This window comes from Neobacillus driksii, from assembly GCF_013409995.1.
Classification (GTDB): Bacteria; Bacillota; Bacilli; order Bacillales; family Cytobacillaceae; genus Neobacillus; species Neobacillus driksii.
This window is the reverse complement of sequence record NZ_JACCBX010000007.1, coordinates 224049-236859: the sequence shown is the minus strand read 5'-3', so window position 1 is coordinate 236859 and position 12811 is coordinate 224049. Positions and strand designations below refer to the sequence as shown.

General features: G+C 40.0%; 14 protein-coding genes and 1 pseudogene. 1 reads left to right on the top strand and 14 read right to left on the bottom strand.

Annotated elements, in window-relative coordinates:
* The 4 genes from F4694_RS17310 to F4694_RS17295 form a co-directional block, all read right to left on the bottom strand.
* Complete coding sequence (locus F4694_RS17310) at positions 1 to 1008, bottom strand: agmatinase family protein (protein WP_179600201.1); 1008 nt, start codon at positions 1006 to 1008, stop codon at positions 1 to 3.
* On the bottom strand, positions 980 to 2278 hold the full coding sequence (gene hutI / locus F4694_RS17305) for an imidazolonepropionase (protein WP_179600199.1): 1299 nt from the start codon (positions 2276 to 2278) through the stop codon (positions 980 to 982). The genes F4694_RS17310 and hutI overlap by 29 nt, the downstream gene beginning before the upstream one ends.
* A 13-nt stretch (positions 2279 to 2291) precedes the next feature.
* Positions 2292 to 3965: a urocanate hydratase gene (gene hutU, locus F4694_RS17300; RefSeq protein ID WP_179600197.1), complete on the bottom strand. Its 1674-nt coding sequence runs from the start codon at positions 3963 to 3965 to the stop codon at positions 2292 to 2294.
* A gap of 199 nt (positions 3966 to 4164) precedes the next feature.
* Positions 4165 to 5646: a helix-turn-helix domain-containing protein gene (locus tag F4694_RS17295; RefSeq protein WP_179600195.1), complete on the bottom strand. Its 1482-nt coding sequence runs from the start codon at positions 5644 to 5646 to the stop codon at positions 4165 to 4167.
* Positions 5647 to 5831: 185 nt separating this feature from the next.
* On the opposite strand from F4694_RS17295, the gene F4694_RS17290 reads away from it, so the two are divergent.
* A complete protein-coding gene (locus F4694_RS17290; protein WP_179600193.1) occupies positions 5832 to 6242 on the top strand; it encodes a VWA-like domain-containing protein in 411 nt (136 codons plus the stop codon).
* Positions 6243 to 6409: 167 nt separating this feature from the next.
* On the opposite strand, the pseudogene F4694_RS17285 reads toward F4694_RS17290, so the two are convergent.
* From F4694_RS17285 to F4694_RS17240, 10 genes and pseudogenes are all read right to left on the bottom strand, one after another.
* Positions 6410 to 6691 (bottom strand): annotated as a pseudogene (locus F4694_RS17285) (gas vesicle protein); the annotation flags it as partial.
* A 20-nt stretch (positions 6692 to 6711) separates the two neighbouring features.
* Positions 6712 to 6975, bottom strand: coding sequence for a gas vesicle protein K (locus F4694_RS17280; protein ID WP_179600189.1), 264 nt, complete (start codon positions 6973 to 6975; stop codon positions 6712 to 6714).
* The gene (locus F4694_RS17275) at positions 6956 to 7186 is read right to left on the bottom strand and encodes a gas vesicle protein (protein WP_179600187.1); all 231 of its coding nucleotides are present in this window, start codon (positions 7184 to 7186) and stop codon (positions 6956 to 6958) included. The genes F4694_RS17280 and F4694_RS17275 overlap by 20 nt, the downstream gene beginning before the upstream one ends.
* A 2-nt stretch (positions 7187 to 7188) precedes the next feature.
* Positions 7189 to 8007, bottom strand: a complete 819-nt coding sequence (locus F4694_RS17270; protein ID WP_179600185.1) for a GvpL/GvpF family gas vesicle protein — start codon at positions 8005 to 8007, stop codon at positions 7189 to 7191.
* Positions 8008 to 8034: 27 nt separating this feature from the next.
* Positions 8035 to 8268 (bottom strand): gas vesicle protein GvpG, encoded by a 234-nt coding sequence (locus F4694_RS17265; RefSeq protein ID WP_179600183.1) that lies wholly within the window; start codon positions 8266 to 8268, stop codon positions 8035 to 8037.
* Positions 8265 to 9023, bottom strand: coding sequence for a GvpL/GvpF family gas vesicle protein (locus F4694_RS17260; protein ID WP_179600181.1), 759 nt, complete (start codon positions 9021 to 9023; stop codon positions 8265 to 8267). Before F4694_RS17260 ends, F4694_RS17265 begins: the two co-directional genes overlap by 4 nt.
* Positions 9024 to 9923, bottom strand: coding sequence for a gas vesicle protein GvpN (gvpN, locus tag F4694_RS17255; RefSeq protein WP_179600179.1), 900 nt, complete (start codon positions 9921 to 9923; stop codon positions 9024 to 9026). It abuts the gene before it with no gap.
* Positions 9924 to 10013: 90 nt separating this feature from the next.
* Entirely contained in the window at positions 10014 to 10247 is a 234-nt protein-coding gene (gene gvpJ, locus F4694_RS17250) for a gas vesicle protein GvpJ (protein WP_179600177.1), read from the bottom strand.
* Between the two features lie 243 nt (positions 10248 to 10490).
* Positions 10491 to 11297 (bottom strand): hypothetical protein, encoded by an 807-nt coding sequence (locus tag F4694_RS17245; RefSeq protein ID WP_179600175.1) that lies wholly within the window; start codon positions 11295 to 11297, stop codon positions 10491 to 10493.
* A gap of 209 nt (positions 11298 to 11506) precedes the next feature.
* On the bottom strand, positions 11507 to 12811 hold the full coding sequence (locus F4694_RS17240; RefSeq protein ID WP_179600173.1) for a UDP-glucose dehydrogenase family protein: 1305 nt from the start codon (positions 12809 to 12811) through the stop codon (positions 11507 to 11509).

Genomic DNA, 12811 nt, shown 5'->3' with positions numbered 1-12811 from the left:
CTAGTTGCTAGCACATTGTCGAAGCATGACTCCTGTTAGGAAAGTAAGGAATACGTGTGTTCCTAGTTTAATGGTTGGCTGGACGAGTGTGTCCTTTAATGGATCGAGGCAGACAATGTCCATTGCTTTTACTTTTGGATGACGACCTGCTGCTAGTACCCCTTCTAGCAACTCTTCCGTTGTCATGCCCCCCGGGGTTGATGCTGGTACCCCTGGAGCATAGGAAATGTCTAATACATCCATATCTACTGTTAAATAAATGGTGTCAACCTTTGAAGATAGTTCTTCTAAGCATTGCTGAACGGTTTCTTCTATCCCCTTTTTTCGAGCTGTACGAAGTGTAAAATAATTAACCCCTTTTTCATCTGCATATTGTTTTAAGTCCTTCGTATTAAAAAAGCCATGCAGACCAATGTTGTACATATTACTGCCGTCAACTACTCCACTTTCAATTAAATTACGCATAGGTGTTCCATTTGATGGACCATTATCTGACATATCTCGCAAATCAAAATGAGTATCAAATTGTAAAATTCCAATTTTTTCAGAAGGCTTTGCCTGGTGCATTCCTTTCACCATCATCGCTGTGATTGAGTGATCTCCGCCAATCGCACACACCTTTGAATCTTGAAAATGGCTATGGACCAATGCGGCTGCTTGAATGATGTTGTCATGGCACTTTCTAATATCCGTGACATGCATGGGAACATCCCCGGCGTCAAGTGCAGTCATTTCTGCCAAATCAACATCCTCATCAAGATTGTAGGTTGCAAAGCTCCTCCATGAACGTCTAAAGGCTTCAGGAAATTCGGAAGCGCCTGATGCACTAATCGATGACCGAGATAAGGGAACACCGAGGATTACCACCTCGGCGTTCTTAGCCTCTTCTGGATTGGTCACATCTGTTATGGGCTGTATCCATTCATGAACTTTACTTATTACCCCATTTTCTGGCCGCAGCCACGTAAAACTGGGCGAATTAGTTTTTGGATAGAGAAAGCTCTTCAATTAATTGACCTCCCCTTAAAACTACTTTTCCGGACTTCACGACAGTATGCGTATGATTCACTCCATAGGAGTATTGAAGTTTCATATAATTATCCACATTAAAAATTGTAATATCTGCCTTTTTTCCAACCTCTAAACTGCCAATTTCCCGGCCTCGGTTGATTGCATGTGCTGCATTAATTGTTGCTGCGGTAATCACTTCTGCAGGTGTCATTCCCATTTTCAGACACCCTAAATTCATGATAAATGGCAATGAAACCGTTGGGGATGACCCAGGATTACAATCGGTGGACAAGGCAACAGGTACCCCAAGGTCAATCATTTTACGGCCATTGGCGGACTCCGCCATTAAAAAGTAAGCCGTCCCCGGCAGAAGTACTCCGACCACACCTTTTTCAGCCATCGCTTTCATGCCTTTTTCAGACGCCCTTAATAAATGATCAGCGGATATCGCTCCTACCTCGGCGGCTAGCTCTGCTCCTTCATAGGGTTCAATTTCATCCGCATGAATTTTCGGTATCAGTCCGTGTCTCTTACCCGCCTCAAGAATCCGCTTTGATTGCTCTGGAGTAAAAACACCATGCTCGCAAAAAACATCATTGAATTCGGCCAAACCCAGCTCCGCAACCTTTGGAATCATTTCATCAATCAACAGCTCCACAAAATCATCAGGATTGTCTTTATACTCTTTTGGAACGGCGTGAGCACCCATAAAGGTAGGAACAATATCAATATCATGCTTTTCATTGAGCATTTTAGCTACTTCAAGCTGCTTAAGCTCGGTTTCCCACTCCATCCCGTAACCACTTTTCGCCTCGACTGTTGTCACGCCGTGACGCAGGAATTGATTTAAGCGTTCAAAGCTTTCATTAAAAAGCTCTTCATGACTTGCTGACTTAGTCTTCTTTGTTGTTGCATGAATCCCGCCGCCACTGTTCATGATTTCCATGTAGGTGGCACCTTGTAGCCTCATATTAAACTCATTTTCTCTGCTTCCAGCAAAAACAAGATGAGTGTGAGGATCAACTAATCCTGGAGTAACAAGCTTTCCACTGGCATCCACTATCTCCGCTTCCCCAAGACGCTTTTCATATTTTACAAAAAGCTCCTCATCTAGTCCTACACCACAAATGACACCATTTTCTATCCAAACACTTCCATTTTTAACCAGACCCAACTCGGACATCGCTTCCTTTACAAGAGGAGCATGTGAACTCCCCTGTAAGGTCACGAGCTGTGAAGCATTCCTTATAAAAATTGGCTTACTCACCCGTACCACCTCTTTAGTCTTGTTTCAGCATTGGCATTTTGATGCCTTTTTCCTTTGCTGTCTTAATTGCTAGTTCATAGCCTGCGTCGGCATGACGGACCACACCCATCCCAGGGTCTGTTGTTAATACTCTTTGTAAACGGATTTCTGCATCCTTCGTACCGTCTGCAACTATGACCATTCCGGAATGTTGAGAATAACCCATTCCTACTCCACCGCCATGGTGAAGTGAAACCCAGCTGGCACCTCCGACTGCATTGATCATGGCATTGAGAATTGGCCAGTCAGAAACAGCGTCGCTTCCATCCTTCATTCCTTCTGTTTCCCGGTTAGGAGACGCAACAGAGCCTGCATCTAAGTGGTCACGGCCAATAACAATCGGCGCCGATACTTCACCTGAGGCTACAAGATCATTAATGATTTTTCCTAAGCGGGCACGATCACCGTATCCAAGCCAACATATACGAGCAGGAAGTCCTTGGAAGCTGATTTTTTCCTGAGCCATTCTCACCCATTTACAAAGGTGCTCATCATCCTTGAATTCACGAAGCAGGACTTCATCAATTTTTCCAATATCCTCAGGGTCCCCCGACAATGCCGCCCAGCGGAAAGGTCCTTTTCCTTCGCAGAATAACGGACGGATATATGCAGGTACAAAGCCTGGAAAGTGAAAGGCATTGTCTACTCCCTCATCCTTAGCCACCTGACGAATGTTGTTACCATAATCAAAGGTTATGGCCCCTTTTTGCTGCATCGTCAGCATTGCCTTTACATGGATTGCCATGCTTTGCTTTGATAGTTTTACATATTTAGCAGGATCTTCTTTCCTAAGAGAGGCTGCCTCTTCTAAACTAAAACCTATAGGAACATAACCGTTTAACGGATCATGGGCAGATGTTTGGTCGGTTAACACATCCGGGTTAAAACCTTTTTCAATCATAATCGGCAGCAGCTCAGCTGCGTTTCCTATAAGACCGATTGAGAGAGGCTTTCCTGCTTTCTTTGCTTCCTGTGCTAGATTAATAGCCTCTTCTAAATCGCTCGTTTTCACATCAAGGTAAGCGGTTTCAATCCGGCGATCAATTCTTGTTTCATCAACATCAATGGCTAGACAAACACCATCATTCATGGTTACCGCTAGCGGCTGAGCTCCACCCATTCCGCCAAGTCCGGCAGTTAAAGTAATCGTATGCTTTAAAGACCCGCTGAATTCCTGGCGAGCAAGCTCCGCAAACGTTTCATAAGTTCCTTGGACAATTCCCTGCGTTCCAATATAAATCCAACTGCCTGCTGTCATTTGTCCATACATCATTAATCCCTTTTTATCTAACTCGTGGAAATGCTCCCAGTTCGCCCAAGCCGGTACTAAATTGGAGTTTGCCAACAATACCCGGGGTGCGTCCTTATGTGATTTAAAAATTGCTACAGGTTTACCAGACTGAATTAACAGTGTTTCATCGTTTTCTAGTTCAAGCAGTGATTTGACAATCGCGTCATAAGCTTCCCAGTTCCGTGCAGCCTTACCAATTCCTCCATATACCACTAAATCCTCTGGGCGTTCAGCTACTTCTTGGTCAAGATTGTTCATTAGCATCCGAAGTGCAGCCTCTTGAATCCAGCCTTTTGCATGTAGTTCTGTTCCTTTATAATTTTTAATCACTCTTGATTTAGCTGTACTCGCTTCCATCCTATTCACTCCTCTATGTCCTTTTATCTCTCCTTTATTATAAAAATAAAATCTTCTGAAAAATACAAATCATTCCTTAGAAAAGTAGCATTATTTATTTGTATAACTCGTTTATTTTTAGCCTAAAACTTCACTATTTTTAGGAAATAGTAAATTTTTTATAAAAAATAAGATTCAGTTGTCACTGAATCTTATCTTCTTAACCCTTATTCATCCGAAATTCTCTCGGTGATACTCCGACTATTTCCTTAAACGTTCTGCTAAAGTAGTTCGGATTATGATAACCAATTAAGTGTGAAATTTCCTTTACTGGCTTGCTGGTCTCAAGCAGGTATCTTTTCGCTTCTTTTATTCTTATCCCTGTCAGGATTTCCGTAAAGCTTCGGCCAGTTTTTGAAATCAGCAAATGACTGAAATAGGATGAATTCCTATCGACGTATTTTGCCACATCTTCTAGCTTTAGTTCTTGATTTGTAAAATGAGACTCAATATAGGAAATACCGCGTTCAATTGGATCCTGTTTAACCATCTGTTGGCTGGAATCAACACCTAAAAATATCTTTTGAATAAACAAGATTAGATTTTGTACGGACCGATAGAGAACGCTATCATACAAAATCGAATGGAAGATATATCGATACTCGTTTTCGTAGCTTTGCTGTTCATCTAAATCATAAGTCTTCATGAATCGTCTAATTTGTGCCAGAATACTCGTTAGCCTAATTCTAACCAATCCCGGATCTGGATAGTGATCATCTAATTGGAGAAACTCATCGTATAACCATGATTTAATAGCTTCTATATCATGATTCGCCAGCATGTCCACCCAAGTCCTTTGTTCTGGAGGAGCCAAAAAAGGATCGATATGTACCCAGTCGGTTGTATACTCAAACTCAACCATTTGCTGATAACCATGATAATAGGTAAACTCTAGCATTTTTTGCGTTTCTATAAACTTTTCATGAAGACTTATGTGTGGTGATTTATTGCTTCTAATAACAACTGCAAGCGGTTCAGAGAATTCCTCTTCCCACTTTCTCATTGCCTTTTGACACTGCTCTTTACTATTTTGGCAAGTTTCCTTAAATAGAAGAACAACCCTATCGTTTAAAGGGAAAATACCATGAAGTGCCTTAAAAGGGTAATCTGATAAGAAGGAATATAGCGATCCAACTTTCTCACTATTTTCCACTTTAAGTACTGAGATGATATAGTCTTCTAAAACTACCGAATCGGAAATAAACAGTGACTCATAAGTTGAATCGCTGCGGAATTGGGCAATCGGTTTCTCTTTAGAATTATGTTTTTTATCTAGTGCTTTCGTTGCTTTTTGATAAGCCAATTTAACTTTAGTGGCAGAAAAAGGTTTAATCATCAGCTCCAAAGCTTGAAGGTCAATCGCCATTCGGGCCTTTTCAAAGGTAGCCTCTGCACTTGTTAACAGCAGAATAGGCTGATAAATCTGCATTAATTCTCGGAAGCTAGACCAATCCTCTCTGCTAACCATATCCAGTTCTAAAAAGATGACATCTGGGGTTTCTTTTTCAAAAGTAACGATAAATTCCTTAAAATTAGAGGATAATAGAATACTTGTTACAGGGATAGAAGATGATTTTAACAGCCATTTTAATCCTTCTCGTTCATTTAAATCGCGATCAGCAATCAGCCATTTTCCTTCCATGATACTCACCCCTATCTAAAAATAGTGCTACTAATATAATAAAAGTATACATCCTAAGTGGCAATCTACAAGTAAAATTCATTTTTAATTCTTATTCAAGAAATGCAATAATTTAAATAGAATTCATAGGTTCATTATGAGCATAATAATTTTTGTGACTATTGAAGAGAGGGGAAAATCAAGACATGAAATGGCACAAAAATTTGCTTAAAATCATACAGGACCGCCAAGGGAAAAAACTAGCTTTAGTCGTGGATACCTCAACAAATGAAACGAAAATTGACCTCATCGCAAATATTGTAACTTTTTTCAAAGAACTAACTCCGGAAACCACACTTGTTCAGGCTGATTTTAAAATCCGTAGCACAGAACCAATCACAGAAGGAACGGAAATCAAATATCACACACATGGGAAGGCTTCCTATACCCTTGCATTGGAATGGGCGGAAGAGGAGAATATCGAAACGGTTTTCTATATCACTGATTTGACTGGCTTTTTACCAGAAGACATGCAGGTACCTTATGAGGTATATTGGCTGGTACCGACTGAATTTGTTCCGAAAGCACCATTTGGAAAGGTAATGAAAGTAGTTTAGAAAGCAGAAAAAAGAGGAGGATAATCTCCTCTTCACTTTTCCTTCCTTTTTGACTTATGAGGGGGCTGATAATGTGACGAGCTTTCCTCCATTTGAATAGAAGATGAGCTTTCCTCACTTCGGTTGGCAAAAGTGTCACTTTCCAGTGGAAGAGGCAGTGCATTTTTTTCAATAACCTGCTCTAATCGATTAATTCTATCAATTAAATGGGTGTGTTCTTGTTCGGCGATTTTCCCTCTTGATGAATAATATGGATCCTTTTCCCACCAGTCCATTCCAATTTCTCTAGCCTTATCTACCGAGGCGACGAGCAGCCTTATTTTTATCGTTAATAAATCGACATCCGCTAATGATATTTTAATATCTCCAGCGATTACAACTCCTTTATCCAAGATCTTTTCAAGTACATCGAGTAAATTCGATGATTGCGGCGGGTGATGAATCGGCATATGATTCCTCCTAACAATGGTTATAACAGTTTTCCAAGAGGACCCAATTCAATATTGAGATCTTCATGTTCTAAACCGAAAATCAGCTTTAGTTCTTCCATTTTCTCTTCAAGCCTCATTAACGTTAAACCTAATTCTTCAATTTGCTCATCTGTTAAAGAATCATTTTCGACTCTCCGCATCGCCTGTCTTTCCATCAGCTGGCGGAGAAGTTCAATAATGGTTAGTACTAGTTTTGCTAAACCCTGCTCTACCTGATTAGAATCAAGTGGTAACCTTTCCATCGCCTAATGCCTCCCCAATTATTTTTCGCTCATATGGTCCATAGGCACTTTCGATCGACGAAATCAGCAGTTTTAAATCCACCACAATTAAATCGATATTGGCCACCGATATTAATATTTCACCACTCACCACCACGCCTGTATCAATGATTCCGTCAAGGAGATCTAACAGCGTCATTTCTTTATTTTGAAAAAGATGATACTGCTCCATGCTTAATTCTCCTTCGAAAAATGGTATGGCGGCCATGGTCCGCTTACTTGAAATGTGCAGCCTAATGCCGAAAAGGTATGTTCGAGTTCCTGAACTTTCGTTAGGAATTGCTCCGTTTCCTTTTTATCAATAAGAAAGTCGCAATTTACAATCATGTCATCTTTTCGCTCTGTTATTTCTCTTCCCCAATTTTTTCGCAGCCTTGAAAGGGAGAAGAAGGGCTGCAGGTGATGTTCAATCCTCTGCCACCATTGAGATTGTTCTTTTTCTAACTCATTTGTAATCAGCTGGTCGAGCTTCTTTTTCATAATAAATTGTTTTCCTTTTGGCATACTTGCAATGTTTTCTCTTAACTCAAGAACACTCGGATTATGTTGAACGACATAAGAAAACGCCTGCTCAGAATTGCAATAAATTTTTAGATTCCATTCTTGTTTATCTTTGAATCTAGTTAGCTGCTGCAAAATCGCATCGTATTGCTCATGAAGCAAGGTGTTCAAATTCTCTTCTTTTTGAAATATGGTACAAAATGACATTGGCAGGATTGTAAACTGGGTATGAAATGCCGAAATGCATTCATGATGATGAAACGCTTTTTCCTTTAACCATTCAGGATCTTTTAATTGAAGGTCAATTTGCTGCTGGGAAAACTGATGAGGATTAACTGGGGTAATAATCGCAGCTAGTTCTTTAAACTTTAGTACGGATGCTTTTTTTTGGTCTATCCCGATTAGTACTGGAACCTCTGCCTTTTGTAGTTCCTCCGAAAGAATCACACCATACAAGTATATAAAATCGGTCCCCACCGGAGTATGAGTCATGCTTACCTCCTCCTTTTAACGCTAATTTTACATCCCGTTCTTTTCTCTTTCTTTCGCGATTTTGTATCTGTTAAGTAATTCTTGCTCGCGTTCTATATAGGCGTCTTCATCAATTTCCTCCATATCGTACATCATATGCAGCTCAATCAATTGTTGCTGTATTAATGTGAGATCATACAGCTCTTGATCCACTTCTTCCTGAATTTTCTCACCCAGTTTAATTAGCGACCGAATTGGCAGCGAAAATAATTTAAATATCATAATTTCCCTTCAATCCTCAACACGATATTCACAAAGTTGTAGGCTGGCCATGGCCCAGAATACTTAAACTCCACTTTATCCTTCCATATTTCAAAAAGTTCATTAACCTTCTTATCAAATAATTCTTCATGACTGGTATCAATTAGAAAGGCAGCGTTCAGCAGTGTCTTTCCCGGAATGGTTTTATTCAGCTTCCCCGCTTCGGCTATTTCTAACAATGGTTCAAAAATTTCCTCTGCCGCCTGTTCCTCCAGATGTAATATAAAATTTTGGGCTTGTTCTCCCACCTGTATTTGGTCATAAAAAGTAGCTGGATTTTCCATGTCTTTATTTGAAGTTTTCCACTGAAGTAAGAGTGGATTTTTCTTCATTTCTTCGTTTATCCATTCTTTCTTAGGAATTACTTTTAAGCCAACTTCCATTTTGTTATCTAACTGTGAGAACAAATTTTCAAATTCCTCGTTCAAGTGCTCCATTATTAGGAGAACGTCATTTTTGGAATGAAATACATTTCCAAAGCTCATGGGTATTACCGTATATTGTTTCATCACCTCCGTGATTTTTTGTTGATGTGCCATTAAGTTAGGGCGAGTTGGCAAAACATCACCTGTTACCTTTGATACGACCATGGCAACATTTTCGAAGTGAATCGTATATACCCCGCCCTTCTTGCCATTTAATTGTACACTTCCAAATTTCTTGGGCTCCTTTTCATGTATCGCACAAAAAAGGTACACGCCATCATGTGTACTCATTTATTTTTCATCCTTTCTCAGGATTTCCTTTTGAATCAATTCCCTCACTTCTAGAAAGGAGAGCTCAGGAAGTATTTGTTTCATGGGTCTGCTTAACACATCGATACATAGTGCTTGATAGTTTATATTCCCAGGAATAATGGGGATGTTTGTTTTTTTTGATATTGCCGCAATCATTAATGTCGCTCGCAGACTAGGGCAAAATCCCTTCCCATAAGACCTTAAATTAGAAACTAATCTGGTAACCTCTTGTGCTTCACGATTGTTTAATCCTGTTTTTTGTTTTAAAATTTCAATTTCAGTTTCCTTGTCACAAGAATCTAAGTGTATGGTAATTAGTCGGTCCAAGAGGGCGTCTTGGGTTTTAAAGGTTCCAACATACTCGTCTGGATTACTTGTAAAAATAATCGAAAAGTCAGGATGACATTTTATATTTGTTTCCTTTCCATTGCCGTATACAGGCAGAACCTTTTCCTCTAATAGAGATAAAAATATATTATTCGTTTCAGGAAGGGAACGTGAAAATTCATCATAAATTACCACATGTCCATTTTTTACTGCTTCGATCAGTTGTCCTTGGACCCAAATGGGTTTGACTTCTTGCTCTTTCTTAAAAACAGAATGAATATAGTTATCGATTATTTCCTTTTTTCTAACACCAAAATATTGACCCAATAGGTCTTTATTGGACAATTCATGATGACCACGAATAATCGTGACCTTTCTCTTTAGTTGTTTAGCAAGAAATATCGCTAGGCTAGTTTTTCCTACACCAGTAGGCCCAACAAAATGGACAGGAAATCCAGCTTGTAAATACTGATGGCTTCTTGAAATGATGTCCTCGAAGAAAGGAGTATTCACAAAATCCCCTGTCACGATTCCTTTATCAGATGAATTCAACATTTTTCCTCCTAACAATTTAATTTTGGTAAAAAAAGGAGCCAAGGCACAGTCAAGCCTCGGCTCCTTCCGATCCTATTCAAACCATTACTATGTCTCTACCGCAAAATCTTGGAGATCATGATCTTTCAGCAGACCAACCGCTTTTGCGTATCGTAACCATGTATCTACACTGGCAATAACGATACGGGCGTCGATTGTCAAAAGCTCGATTCCCACTAAAGAAACACGAGCCCATAAATCAATAACCACACCCTTATCCAAAATACGGTCAATTACTTCGGCTAAGCTTGAAGAGTCTACACTTTTTTGAATAGCAGCCATCTATATCCCCTCCTTCCATTTGACTGCAGCTAAAGAGGGAGCGTTATAAATTATTCTTTGATGCTGTATTAGGTGATGCTTCTCTTTTACCTCAGTCATCATCGTTTAGTAACGATTACTATAAAATATGAATGATCGGATATTTTGAATGGACAGGTGCTCTTATCAAGGGGATTTATTTGCAAATAAAAAAGAGACCCCAATAAATGAAGATCTCTTCAACTCAATGTATTCTTTTGCTTATTATCCATTTTTCACAATTTTTGATGGATTGTTGACTTTGTATTGGACTGCAGCTTCAACGATGAACTCTTCTTCTACATCTTTCCCTTTTGCCAATTTCTTCTTAGCGACCTTCCCGTCGAATTCAAGCTTGTCACCTGGCTGCAGTTCGAACTTCTTTAGCGTTTTACTGTGACTGCACCATGCAAGCCCAAGTTCAATCGGTGATTCTTCGACGATGACCACATTTTCCAGTACAACCACCTCATCATTTTCTTCATTAAATGGATTGTAGGTAAGAGCGAACTGTTTAACACTTGCCGTAAAGTGAACTTTATCTGCTGGGAGCTCAATTTTCGGTTCTTTTTCTTTTTTTGGTTTGGCAGCTTTAGGCTTTTTCGGTTCAGGTTTTTCTTCCAGTTTTGGCTCTGGTTTTTCTTCCTGACCTTGGGTCTCTGTACCCTGCTCTGCCGTACTATAATCCTTCTCTTCTACCTGCAGCATACTCTCCTTGCCAAAACTGGAAGCCTGCATTTCCTTTAGAAAAGCAGAATTGATGCAGCACAAATTCCCATCCTGGAACTCAATCACAAGTGTGTTAAACTCGTCAGACTTCCCGTACGTTTCATACCCCTTAATCGTAACCACACGCTGGTAATTCCGTTCCTTAAACAAAAACTCCCGCTTTGCCCCCTTCCCAGAAGAAAGCCCCCACTCCTTCAATTTCTCCTTATAATGATCATCATCACGAAACCCGATAAAATCTCCCTTCGGAGAAACATAACGAGTCAAACTACTCCGCTCTAACTGCTCATGCTCAATAGCCATATATTCACACCTCTCTATTTTGCTCACATTGGTGACAGGCACCACTAATGTACAAATGTCCGTCTCCAATGGACATTTTTTCGCCATTTGATTTCTTTATGTATTTTGTGTTGATACTTTTTTTATTGTATCAAAGTTTTCTGGTATTGAAAAAAGCTTAGGCATGATTTTTGCAGTTTAACTTGTCTGCAAAAGGTCATGCCTGGTTGCTAGATGATAATCGGTGGTTTACCGATTGGATAGTATTCTACAGAGTTGCAGGCTCGGATTTTCTCTTCTGAAAGACAGTTTCTACCGTCAAAGATGATAGGTTCTTTCATTTTCTCTACCATCTTCACTACATCCAGACCTTTGATCTCGTTCCACTCGGTTACAATGAACACTGCGTCTGCTTCAAAAATCGCTTCATCAATGGATCCTGCATATCGAATTTGATCGCCAATAATTTTTCTAGCGTTCTCAGTGGCAACTGGGTCATAGGCAACGACTTCTGCCCCGAATTTGGTTAGTGCTTCTGAGATCGGAATAGACGGTGCTTCTCTCATATCATCCGTTTCTGGTTTAAAAGCTAGTCCTAGAAGCGCAATTTTCTTCCCTTTTAATCCTCCAAACCTTTTTACTGCCTTTGTTACCAACAATTTTCGTTGGTATTCATTGATGGCAATGGTTTCTTTTAATAGCGGAAATTCTGCTCCATTTAATCCGGCAGTATGGAGCAAGGCTTTGACATCTTTTGGAAAACAAGAGCCACCGTACCCAATACCAGCATTCAAAAATGCTTCGCCGATCCTTTTATCTTTCCCCATTCCTTTAGCAACATCTGTGACATCTGCTCCAACTGCTTCGCATAAATTGGCTATTTCATTGATATAACTAATCTTCGTAGCTAGAAACGCATTGGAGGCATATTTTATCATTTCAGCACTTCTTGTACTTGTTAAAATCACAGGCACATTTAATGGCTGATACATGTCCCTAACTTTCCCTGCCGCTTGTAAACTTTCTGAGCCAATAATAATCCGATCAGCTTTCATCGTATCTTCAATGGCAGATCCCTGGCGGAGAAACTCTGGATTCGAAACCATTTTCACTGCAAACCCACATAGGCCTTCAGTCATATTTTTAACGTAATCATTGGTTCCGACTGGCACCGTGCTCTTTATTACAATAATGGTGTCACGAGTTATATATGGAGATATATCTTTCGCAGCTTGTACCAAATATGAAAGGTCCGCTGCCCCGTCATCACCCTGAGGCGTTCCAACGGCAATTACAATGATTTCTGCATTAGCTAACGCCTCACTTAAAGAGGTGGTAAAATGCAGCCTGCCTGCTCCCATATTCGCAGTTAGTAAATCTTCAAGACCAGGTTCATAAATAGGAGAAATTCCTTGAAGTAATTGGTTAATCTTTTGTTCATTAATATCAATGCATGTCACATGATGACCGATTTCCGATAAACAAACTCCAGTTGACAGCCCTACATAGCCTGTACCTAAAACAGCAATCTTCAT